At 71.5% G+C, this 11,122-nt stretch carries 8 protein-coding genes and 1 pseudogene; 6 read left to right on the top strand and 3 right to left on the bottom strand.

Going from position 1 to position 11,122, the window contains the following annotated elements; translation table 11 throughout:
• Window positions 1–222: 222 nt before the first annotated feature.
• Window positions 223–873, bottom strand: a pseudogene (locus tag HLK59_RS05850) (WYL domain-containing protein); the annotation flags it as partial.
• Window positions 874–967: 94 nt separating this feature from the next.
• On the opposite strand from HLK59_RS05850, the gene HLK59_RS05845 reads away from it, so the two are divergent.
• Entirely contained in the window at window positions 968–1,390 is a 423-nt protein-coding gene (locus HLK59_RS05845) for a VOC family protein (RefSeq protein WP_171140138.1), read from the top strand.
• Between the two features lie 25 nt (window positions 1,391–1,415).
• On the opposite strand, the gene HLK59_RS05840 is transcribed toward HLK59_RS05845, so the two are convergent.
• Complete coding sequence (locus tag HLK59_RS05840) at window positions 1,416–2,255, bottom strand: endonuclease/exonuclease/phosphatase family protein (RefSeq protein ID WP_240982238.1); 840 nt, start codon at window positions 2,253–2,255, stop codon at window positions 1,416–1,418.
• A gap of 109 nt (window positions 2,256–2,364) precedes the next feature.
• Window positions 2,365–3,114 (bottom strand): hypothetical protein, encoded by a 750-nt coding sequence (locus HLK59_RS05835; protein ID WP_171140137.1) that lies wholly within the window; start codon window positions 3,112–3,114, stop codon window positions 2,365–2,367.
• A gap of 186 nt (window positions 3,115–3,300) precedes the next feature.
• Here HLK59_RS05835 and HLK59_RS05830 point away from each other — a divergent pair, with 186 nt between their 5' ends.
• The 5 genes from HLK59_RS05830 (at window position 3,301) to HLK59_RS05810 (ending at window position 11,089) form a co-directional block, all read left to right on the top strand.
• The gene (locus tag HLK59_RS05830; RefSeq protein ID WP_171140136.1) at window positions 3,301–6,105 is read left to right on the top strand and encodes a LuxR family transcriptional regulator; all 2,805 of its coding nucleotides are present in this window, start codon (window positions 3,301–3,303) and stop codon (window positions 6,103–6,105) included.
• Between the two features lie 76 nt (window positions 6,106–6,181).
• Window positions 6,182–7,075: an RNA polymerase sigma-70 factor gene (locus HLK59_RS05825; protein WP_171140135.1), complete on the top strand. Its 894-nt coding sequence runs from the start codon at window positions 6,182–6,184 to the stop codon at window positions 7,073–7,075.
• Between the two features lie 133 nt (window positions 7,076–7,208).
• Window positions 7,209–8,432 (top strand): FAD-dependent oxidoreductase, encoded by a 1,224-nt coding sequence (locus HLK59_RS05820; protein WP_346779655.1) that lies wholly within the window; start codon window positions 7,209–7,211, stop codon window positions 8,430–8,432.
• A gap of 103 nt (window positions 8,433–8,535) precedes the next feature.
• Window positions 8,536–10,236 carry an FAD-binding protein gene (locus HLK59_RS05815; RefSeq protein ID WP_171140148.1) on the top strand — a complete coding sequence of 567 codons (1,701 nt, stop codon included), beginning with the start codon at window positions 8,536–8,538 and terminating at the stop codon, window positions 10,234–10,236.
• Window positions 10,237–10,342: 106 nt separating this feature from the next.
• The gene (locus HLK59_RS05810; RefSeq protein ID WP_171140134.1) at window positions 10,343–11,089 is read left to right on the top strand and encodes an SDR family oxidoreductase; all 747 of its coding nucleotides are present in this window, start codon (window positions 10,343–10,345) and stop codon (window positions 11,087–11,089) included.
• Window positions 11,090–11,122: the final 33 nt, after the last annotated feature.

Here is an 11,122-nt window from a genome sequence, read left to right as displayed (position 1 = left end):
CTGGGGACGGGGGCGCGGCGGGGGGAGGGGGCTGGGCAGGGGCGGCCCGGGGGCGGCGGCGGGGGGGGGGGGGGCGCGCGGGGGGGCGGGGGGGGGGCCGCGGGGGGCGGGGGGGGGGGGGGGGCGCGGTGGCGGGGGGGGGGGAGGGGGGGGGCGGGGGGGGCGGGGGCGGCGGGGGGGGGGTGGGCGGCGGCAGGCGGGGGTGCGTCAGGCGGGAGTGCGGCGGGGCGGGGGCCGGCCGGTGGGGGTGCGGGGGCGGACGCGGTCGACGCGGAACGTACGCCAGTCCTCACGGTCCAGGTCCCAGGCCACGAGGTACCAGCGATTGAACCGGGTGACCAGGTGGTGGGGCTCCACGCGGCGGGGCCTGTCGGCTGAGGTGCCGGGGCCCGGGCTGTGGTCGAAGCGCAGTTCCTCGCGGGCGTGGATGATGCGGCTCAGATCCACCAGGACACGCGGGTCGACCTGCGGGGCGTCGCGAGCCGAGGGTGGTGGGACGGCCGTGACGCGCAGCAGGTCGATGCGGTGGCGCAGCCGGGGTGGCATGACCTGGCGGAGCGTGGCCAGCGCCCGGGTCGCGTCCTCGCCGACGGTGGTGTCGGCCGCCGCGGTCCGCAGCGCGACGGCCAGGGCGACGGCCTGGCCGTCGTCGAACAGCATGGGCGGCATGTGGGTACCGGCGTCCAGGCGGTACCCACCGGCCGGTCCTTTGACGGTCGTGATCCGGTATCCGAGTTCGCGGAGCCGGTCGATGTCACGGCGCACGGTGCGCGAGGTGATGTCGAGACGCCCGGCGAGATCCTCACCGGACCAGTCACGGTGCGTCTGGAGCAGGGAGAGCAGCGCGAGCAGTCGGGAGGATGTCTTGTGCATGGGATCCATCCTGCCCGCGGTACAGGACACAACCTGTCCGCTACCTCCGCCAGGGTGACATACGTCTTCGTCACCTTGAGGCAAGGAGCAGATCATGTCCGTCACCACCACCACGCACCTGAACTTCCGGGGCACCGCGCGGGAGGCGCTGGACTTCTACCGGTCCGTCTTCGGCGGACGCACCGTAGCGGTGACCTACAAGGACGCGGGCGCCGTGCGGAACGAGAGCGAGGCGGACTGGGTGATGTGGGGCGAGGTCGTCGGCGACAACGGCTTCCACGTCATGGCCTACGACGTGCCCTCGCAGCTGCCCTGGAACCAGGGCGACAACCCGTTCTTCGTCTCCGTGCGCGGTGCCGACGGCGACGAGATCAGCGCTCTGTGGGGCAGGCTCGCCGAGGGCTCGACCATCGCGCGCCCGCTGGAACCGGCTCCGTGGGCGCCGCTGTACGGCATGCTCACCGACCGTTTCGGCGTCACCTGGGTCCTGGACGTCACCGCCCCGTACAACGGCTGAGCCGGACGTCTTATGGCAGGTCCAGTCATGGCAGGTCCAGGTCGGTGTGCAGCACGTAGTGGTCGGAGTACTCGCTGGGTTCCACGCTGTGCCGGAGCGGGGTGATGCCTCGCAGAAAGACGTAGTCGAACTTGCTCTGCCACTCGGTGGTCGGCTTGCAGACGCCGGCTGAGGAGGGTCGGCACTGCGGGTCGGTGTCCTTGGCCAGCGCCCATATCGGGGCCAGTTCGGGAGCGTCCGGCACGGCGTTGAAGTCGCCGAGGACGATGGCGCGGTCGTGCCGGGCGATCTCCTTGGCGAGTACGCCGGCCTGCTTCACCCGGACGTCCTCCTGCCGTCGTTCGGCGAGGTGGGTGTTGAAGACCCGGACGGACCGGCCGTCCACCGTGGTGGTGACGGCCATGTAGCCGCGGTCCTCGGATCCGCCGTCGGGGTATTCGACGTTGACGCGGTCGGTCATCGGTGCCGCCGACAGAAGGGCCTGGCCGTAGCCTCCGGGGTTCCACGGTGCTCCCCCGCAGCGGCCCCAGTTCTGGAGGACCGATCCGTACTCGACGTGGTAGACCAGCCCGAAGAGGCTCTCCAGGTAGTCGCGGATCTTCTCCACGTCGGGCGCGCACGCCTCCTGCACGGCGACGACCTGCGGCGCGTACGCGGCGATCTCCGCCGCCCGGTCGGCGTTGCTCTCCTCGCACGGGTTGCACAGGTTCCACGTCATGACCCGGTTCGGCACGACCTGCTTGACCGCTCCGGCGGGCTCCGACCTGCCGGAGAGGGCACCGCCCAGCGCACCGGAGCCGACGAGCGCCATGCACGCCACGATCACCGCTCCCGCGAACAGCCCCGCGCCCTTACCGAACACCAACGCCTCCCCAAGGTCGACACCCACGGCATCCCACGTCCTCTGTACGAGGTTATGGGACCCGGTTGTCGACTACATATTCACGCCCGCGCAAAGGGCGGCAGCCCGTCCCTCACCCGGTCGGGTCGGTGGTGCGCAGCAGGCGCAGGAAGGCCTTCACGCCCGCGATGATCTCCTGGTTGTCGGTCAGACGGTTCACCGTGGACTCGAACTCCCTGCCCAGCGCGGCGATCCTGCGGTCCGTCCCCTCGGTCCGCTCGTGGCTGCTCATGGCCAACGCGTCCATGGTGCGGCGCAGTTCGGACAGGGCCCGGTACTGTTCCTCCGCCTTCTCCTCCAGTACGCGTGTCCCGGCCTCGGCTCGGTTGAGCCGGGCCTGTAGCTCCACGACGTCGTCGCGCGGGTACGTGACGTCCTTCAGGAGTGTGCCCAGCCGCCGCCGGAGCTGGCCGAAGTACGCCCCGGCGGGGCGGAAGAAGGTGCTCAGCAGGAAGAACGCCGCGAACCAGTAGCCCGTGAGCCCGCCCGTCGCCCAGGTGACCGCGAAGACGACCCCGGCCGTCAGGACGTGTCCCGCGACCGCCGCCCGGAGCATGGTGCGGGCGATACGCGCGGCCTCCGTGTCCCGGGCGGCGGGGACCGTGATGCCCTTCTCGCGGCTGACCGCGATCTCGGCCAGCACGGTATGTGCGCGGAAGTACAGGTTCCACGGCAGTGTCAGCAGGAGCAGCAGCCATACGAGGCTCAGTACGCCCGCCCCGACCGCGAACACCAGCGCGGGCGGCGCTCCCGCCACGTGAGCCAGGACCAGTGCCGCGGCCGCCACCACCACGGCTGTGACCGCCCCCAGCAGTCTGCCCATCCCCCGCCTCCTGATCCGCACGTCGACACGGCCCATCGTCGCCGGTCCGGCACGGGTCGGCATGAGTACGCGTACTCAAGGAAACCCTCGACCGTTCGCCGGTCGGCGGCGCTTCCGCGACGGCAGGCGCGAAGATCCGCAGGCGTACTACCATGTCGGTCGAGGTGTCCTGACACGGGAGCTGCCATGGCGAGGAGCGGTTCAAGGGCCGGGCTCCTCGGGAGACAGAGCGAGTGTCAGGTCCTCGACGGTCTCCTGGCGGGGACCAGGGCCGGGCGCAGCGGGGTCCTGGTGCTGCGGGGTGAGGCAGGGATCGGGAAGACCGAACTGCTGACGTACCTCCGCGATCGTGCCACCGGTTGCCGCACCGTCCGGGTCGGCGGTGTCCAGTCCGAGATGGAGCTCTCCTACGCCGGTCTGCACCAGCTCTGCGCTCCGCTGCTCGCGGGCCTCGATCAGCTGCCCGAGCCCCAACGCGACGCGCTGGGCACGGCGTTCGGTCTGCGTGCCGGCGCCGCGCCGGACCGGTTCCTCGTGGGTCTGGCCACGTTGAGCCTCCTCGCGGACGCCGGTGGGAGCCGGCCGCTGATCTGTCTGATCGACGACGCCCAGTGGCTGGATCACGCGTCGGCCCTGACCCTGGAGTTCGTCGCCCGCCGACTCCTCGCGGAATCGGTCCTGCTTGTCTTCGCCGTCCGTGAGCCCAGCACCGGCGAGGCGTTCGGCAGCCTTCCCGGGCTGCCCGTCACGGGACTGACCGAGCACGACTCCCGAACGCTCCTGGACTCGGTCGTCACGGGACCGCTCGACCAGCAGGTGCGCGACCGCATAGTCGCCGAGTCACGCGGGAACCCGCTGGCGCTGATCGAACTGCCCCGAGAGGTGACCGCGGCGGACCTGGCCGGCGGGTTCGGGCATCCGGACGCCTGGCCCCTGTCGAGCCAGATCGAGCAGGGCTACCTCCGCCGTATCCAGTCCCTCCCCACCGAGACCCGACGCCTCCTGTTCGCCGCGGCCGCCGAGCCCATCGGTGACGTGACCCTGCTGAGGCGGGCCGCCGAGCGGCTGGGCATCGACGTGGACGCCGCCGCGTCGCACACCGACGCGGCGGAGCTGATCACCCTGGGCGCGCGGGTGCGGTTCCGGCATCCGCTGGTGCGCTCGGCGGCCTATCGCTCGGCGGGCCCCCACGAGCGCCGGCAGGTGCACCAGGCGCTGGCCGAGGCGACCGACGCGCGGCTCGATCCGGACCGTCGGGCCTGGCACCTGGCCGACGCGGCCTTCGGACCCGACGAGACGGTGGCCGCCGAACTGGAGCGTTCCGCGGGTCGGGCGCAGGCCCGTGGCGGTATCGCGGCGGCGGCCGCGTTCCTCCAGCGCGCGACCGGGTTGACACAAGATCCCGTGCGGCGTGCGCGGCGAGCCGTGGACGCCGCACAGGCCAAGCTCCACGCCGGGGCCTTCGAGTCGGCGGCCGATCTCCTCGCCACGGCGGAGGTCGGCCCGCTGGACGAGCTCGGGCGGGCACGGGTCGATGTGCTGCACGCCGGGATCGCGTTCGCCCGGAACCGGGGCGGTGAGGCTCCTCCGCTGCTGCTCGCCGCCGCCCGCCGGTTCGAGCGGCTCGACGTCGCGCTCGCCCGCGAGACCTACCTGGACGCCGTCGCGGCGGCGATCTTCGCCGGCCGGCTGGCGCGCGGCCCGGGGCTGAAGGAGGTCGGTGAGGCGGCTGTCGGCGCGCCGGCGGTGCGGCCGGCGCGCGTCCCCGACCTGCTGCTGGACGCCGTCGCCGCGCGCCTCACCGACGGGTACGCGGCTTCGGTGCCGCTGATGCGGCGGGCCCTGGAAGCGTGCTGTGACGAGGCGCTCCCGGCCCAGGACGCGCTGCGCTGGCTCTGGCTGGGTACCGTCCTGGCCTCCGAACTGTGGGACGACGAGCGGTGGCACCTGGTCGCGGCCCGTCATGTGACGATCACCCGCGAGGCCGGGGCGCTCAGCGAGCTCCCCCGTGCGCTCGACTCCCGCGCGCACATGCACCTCATCGCCGGCGAGCTGGTGGCCGCCGCGTCGCTGGTGGAGGAGGTCCGGACGGTGTGCGAGGCGACCGGGAGCAACCCGGCGCGCGTCCAGCCGCTCGGACTCGCCGTCTGGCGCGGACACGAACGCGAGGCCCGCGCGCTGATCGACACCACGCTGAGCGAGGCCGGACCCCGTGGGCAGGGGGCCGCGGTCACCGTCACCCACTGGTACCACGCGGTGCTCTGCAACGGTCTCGGCCGCTACGCCGACGCGCTGGCCGCGGCGCAGAAGGCCGCCGCCGACCAGCTGGAGTTCGCCTCGCCCCGGTGGGGCCTGGTCGAGTTGATCGAGGCAGCCGTACGCAGCGGCTCACCCGAGCCGGCGACCGACGCGCTCGCGCAACTGTCCGAAGCGACTCGGGCCAGCGGTACGGACTGGGCCCTGGGCGTCGAAGCACGCTCACGAGCGCTCGTGAGCGACGGCGACACCGCGGAGCGGCTCTACCGCGAGGCGATCGACCGGCTCGCCCGCACCCGCGTCCGCGTGGAGCTGGCCCGCGCGCAGCTTCTCTACGGCGAGTGGCTGCGCCGCGAGAACCGCCGCGTCGACGCGCGGGCCCAACTGAGCGCCGCGCACGAGACGTTCAGCCGGATCGGTGCCGAGGCGTTCGCCGAACGGGCACGCGGCGAACTGCACGCCACGGGGGCGAAGGTCCGCAACCCCGCCGTCGCCGCACCGACGGCCCTGACACCCCAGGAAGCACAGATCGCCCGCCTCGTCGGCGAGGGCCTCACGAACCCCGAGATCGGCGCCCAGCTGTTCATCAGCCGCCACACGGTCGAGTGGCACCTGCGCAAGGTGTTCTCGAAGCTGGGGATCGCCTCCCGCAAGGAGATCCGCGCGCTGTGGGCCGACGGCGAGCCCACATCGGCTCAGGCGGGCGTCACCCTTCCGTTGCCCGGCTCACCGTGAAACCGCCCGCCACGTCGGCCCGCCCGGCGCGATGGTGCGGCTTGTAGCATGGGTGATCCACTTCTGGAGGACATCCATGCGCGCCGGTGACGCAGACGCTCTCGACGAGGCGACCCGGGATTTCATGGCGGTGCGTCCGCGGCTCTTCGGGATCGCCTATCGGATGCTCGGGAGTGTCACGGAGGCCGAGGACATCGTCCAGGACGCCTGGCTGCGCTGGCAGAACACCGACCGTACGGACGTCCTCGATTCCCGCGCCTTCCTGGCCACGATCACCTCCCGTCTCGCGATCAACCTCGCCCAGTCCGCGCGCAAGCGCCGCGAGTCGCACATCGGACCGTGGTTGCCGGAGCCGGTCGACACCAGTGCGGATCCCCAGTTGGGCGCGGAGCGGGCGGAGGCGCTCGATCTGGCGGTGCTGCTCCTGCTGGAGAAACTCAACCCGGTGGAGCGGGCCGCGTACGTACTGCGGGAGGCCTTCGCATACCCCTATCCGCAGATCGCGGACATGCTGGAGACGAGTGAGGCCAACACCCGCCAGCTGGTCAGCCGGTCCCGCAAGCGGCTGCGGGCGGAACGCCGGGAGCCGGTGAGTCCCGCCGCCCACCAGCGGCTGCTGGAGGTGTTCCTCTCCGCGGCACAGGACGGCGATCTGAAGGTCCTCGAGGACGTACTCACCGAGGACGTCGTCAGTTACACCGACGGTGGCGGGGTGCGGGGAGCGTCCCGGATCCCGGTCGTCGGACGGCTCCATGTCTCCCGGTATCTCGCCGCCTTCGCGCCACGGTTCTGGCCTCGCACGGAGCTGCGCCGGGTCGAGGCGAACGGCAGCCCGGCCATCCTCGTCTCGTCCGGCGGCAACGCGGTCGCGCTGTTGTCCGTCGAGACCTCGACGCGCGGCATCGAACGCGTCATGTGGGTCATGAACCCGGAGAAGCTCGCACGCTACGTGGCCTCCCTGGACGCCTGAGGCAGCCCGGCGACATCCCGCGTGTTCTCCGTGGGCCGTGGCCGGTGTCGTCACAGGATGAGGGGCTGCGCGGTCTGAAGGGTGTGCCTTCCGACACGGCTCGCAGCATGCGACTTCCGAGACGAGGAACGCTGTGAACGCATTCGTGATCATCGGTGGCGGTCTCGCCGCGGGCAAGGCGGCGGAGGCACTGCGGGAGCGGGGCCACGACGGCCCGCTCGTCATCATCGGCGACGAGCGGGAGAAGCCCTACATCCGGCCGCCGCTGTCCAAGGGATACCTGCTGGGCAAGGAGGAGCGCGATGCGATCTTCGTGCACCCGGACGACTGGTACCGCGAGCACGAGGTCGAGCTGCTGCTGGGGACGAGAGCGCGTGCGGTCGACGTACGGGCGCGGCAGGTGGAGCTGGACGACGGCCGGCAGGTCTCCTACGCCAAGCTCCTGCTGGCCACCGGTTCGTCGCCGCGCCGGCTGTCGGTCCCGGGGGCGGATCTCGACAACGTGCTGTACCTGCGCCGGGTGGGCGACAGCGAACGGCTCAGGTCCGCCTTCACCGCGGGGGCGAAGGTCGTGGTGATCGGTGGCGGGTGGATCGGTCTGGAGACCGCCGCGGCCGCTCGCACGGCCGGGGCCGACGTGACGGTGCTCCTGCGCTCCGAGCTGCCCCTGCTGAAGGTCCTGGGCCGGGAGGCGGCGGAGGTGTTCGCCGCCCTCCACGTCGAGCACGGCGTACGGCTGCTGCCCGACGCGCGGGTCGAGGCCCTCACCGGCACCGACGGCCGGGTGAGCGGAGTCCGTCTGGGCGACGGCAGACACCTGGAGGCGGACGCGGTCGTCGTCGGGGTGGGCGCCACCCCCAACGTCGAACTCGCCCAGGCGGCGGGCCTGGACGTGCGCGACGGCATCGTCACCGACGCACACCTGCACACCTCCGTCGCGGACGTCTACGCCGCGGGTGACGTCGCCAACGCCTACCACCCGCTGCTCGGTCGGCACCTGCGCGTCGAGCACTGGGCCAACGCGCTCAACCAGCCGCGTGTGGCGGCGCTCGGCATGCTCGGCGAGGACGCCGTCCACGACCGGCTGCCGTACTTCTACACGGACCAGTACGACCTCGGAATGGAGTACACGGGGTACGTCGAACCCGGTGGTCACGACCGTGTCGTCTTCCGCGGTGAGCCGGAGAAGCGGCGGTTCATCGCGTTCTGGACGGCGGGGAGCCGAGTGCTGGCGGGGATGAGCGTCAACGTGTGGGACGTGATCGATCCGGTCCGGGATCTCATCAGGTCGGGGGCCGACGTCGACGACGCGCTGCTGTCCGACCCGGACGTGCCCCTGGACCACGTCCTGCGCTGACGCCGGAACGGTGTCACAGAAACGCCGATCGTCCGGTCGTAGTGAGTGACGACCTTGGCGATCGGAGAAGACCGTGGCTCTCACCGAACAACATCTGTCCACCATGGTGCTGGTGATCGGCACCGGCGGAGCCGGGCTGCGAGCGGCGATCGAACTGGCCGAAGCCGGTGTCGACGTCCTCGCGGTCGGCAAGCGCGCCAAGGAGGACGCCCACACCGCGCTCGCCGCCGGAGGGATCAACGCCGCCCTGTCCACCATGGACCCCGAGGACAGCTGGCAGCAGCACGCCGCCGACACGCTCAAGGAGAGCTATCTGCTGGCCGACCCGCGCACGGTCGAGATCGTCACTCGGGGCGCCGCCCGGGGCATCGACGATCTGGAGCGCTACGGCATGGCGTTCGCCAGGGAGGAGGACGGCCGGATCTCCCAGCGGTTCTTCGGCGCGCACAAGTTCCGGCGCACCGCCTTCGCCGGTGACTACACCGGGCTGGAGATCCAGCGCACGCTGATCAGGCGTGCGGAGCAGCTGCGGATACCGGTGCTCGACGGTGTCTACATCACCCGGCTGCTGGTGCACGACGGCGCGGTCTTCGGCGCCTACGGCTTCGATCTCACGAGCGGACGGCGTTACCTGATCCACGCGGACGCCGTCATCCTGGCCGCGGGCGGTCACACGCGTATCTGGCGGCGTACCTCCTCGCGGCGCGACGAGAACACGGGTGACTCCTTCCGGCTGGCCGTGGAGGCCGGGGCCCGGCTGCGCGACGCCGAGCTGGTGCAGTTCCATCCGTCCGGGATCATCGAGCCGGAGAACGCGGCCGGCACGCTGGTCAGCGAGGCCGCCCGGGGTGAGGGCGGGGTGCTGCGCAACGCGCTCGGGGAACGGTTCATGGCCCGCTACGACGCCGACCGCATGGAGCTGTCCACCCGCGACCGCGTGGCCCTGGCCTCGTACACCGAGATCAAGGAGGGGCGAGGGACCCCCAAGGGGGGTGTGTGGCTCGATGTCTCCCACCTGCCACGGCAGACGATCATGACGCGGCTGCCCCGTGTCTACCAGACGCTGCTCGACCTCCAGATGCTGGACATCACCCGGGAACCGATCGAGATCGCGCCCACCGCGCACTACTCGATGGGCGGGGTGTGGGTGCGTCCGCAGGACCACAGCACCGACGTGCGGGGCCTGTACGCCATCGGTGAGGCGTCGAGCGGGCTGCACGGTGCCAATCGTCTCGGCGGGAACAGTCTCATCGAGCTGCTGGTCTTCGGCCGGATCACCGGCCGGGCGGCCGCCGCCTACTCGCGGGGCCTCACCGAACAGCGGCGGTCGCCGTCGGCCGTCGCCGAAGCGCGTGCCGAGGTCGACGGCCTTCTCGTGGCGGACGGCCCGGAGAACGTCCGCGCGCTCCAGCGGGCCATCCGCAACACCATGACCGAGCATGCCGGTGTCGTCCGTGACGAGGAGGGCCTGCGCGCGGGGCTCGCGGAGCTCTCGGTGATCGAGAAGCGGATGCAGGACGTCGGTGTGCACCCCGACATCGCCGGTTTCCAGGACCTCGCGCACGCCTTCGATCTGCGGTCCGCCGCCCTGGCCGCCCGGGCCACCCTCGAATCGGCGCTGGAACGTCGTGAGACGCGCGGCTGTCACAACCGCAGCGACCATCCCGACCAGGATCCCGCGCTGCGGGTCAATCTCGTGTGGTCGCCGACGACCGGTGTCACCCACGAGAGCATTCCGGCGATCCCGGACGAGATCTCCTCGCTGATGGAAGAGGTCTCGACCGAGGGAAAGCTCGCCGAGTGAGAATCTCCGCGATTCTTTCGAGCCAGCTGTCACACACGGCGGTGCCGCCCGGTCTCTTGTGACGCAGACCGAATGTGACGTCGTGAACCCACGAGAGGAATCCGTTATGAAGGTCGTAGTGATCGGTGGCACCGGGCTCATCGGCTCGAAGCTGGTCGCCAAGCTCGACGAGCACGGCCACGAGGCCGTCGCGGCGGCGCCCAACACCGGTGTCAACACGCTGACGGGCGAGGGGCTGGCCGAGGTCCTCAAGGGTGCGTCGGTCGTCGTGGACGTGTCCAACTCGCCCTCCTTCGAGGACCAGGCCGTCATGGACTTCTTCCGCACCTCCACGACCAACGTCCTCAAGGCGGAGGCCGAGGCCGGTGTGGCACACCACGTGGCACTGTCCGTGGTCGGGACCGAGCGGCTTCAGGGCAGCGGGTACTTCCGCGCGAAGCTGGTCCAGGAAGAGCTGATCAAGGCGTCCGGCATCGCCTACTCCATCGTCCACGCCACCCAGTTCTTCGAGTTCGCGAAGGGGCTCGCCGACGGAGTCACCGAGGGCGACACCGTGCGGCTGCCCGCCGCGAAGATCCAGCCGATCGTCTCCGACGACGTGGCCGCGGCCGTCGGCCGTACCGCGGTCGGAGCCCCGGTCGGCGGAGTGGTCGAGGTGGCCGGTCCCGAGGCGTTCGAGCTCGAGGAGTTCATCCGCATGGGACTCGCCGCCCACGACGACCCGCGCAAGATCGTCACGGACGCGAAGGCGACGTACTGGGGTGCCGAGTTGCAGGAGGACACACTGCTGCCGGGCCCTGACGCGACCATCGCCGAGACCCGCTTCGCCGACTGGCTGGCGCAGCAGAAGTAGCTGCCGCAGGTGGCCCCCGTCGGCGACGGGGGC

The organism is Streptomyces sp. S3(2020) (genome assembly GCF_013044505.1).
Lineage (GTDB): Bacteria > Actinomycetota > Actinomycetes > Streptomycetales > Streptomycetaceae > Streptomyces.
This window is presented reverse-complemented; position numbering and strand designations above follow the sequence as displayed.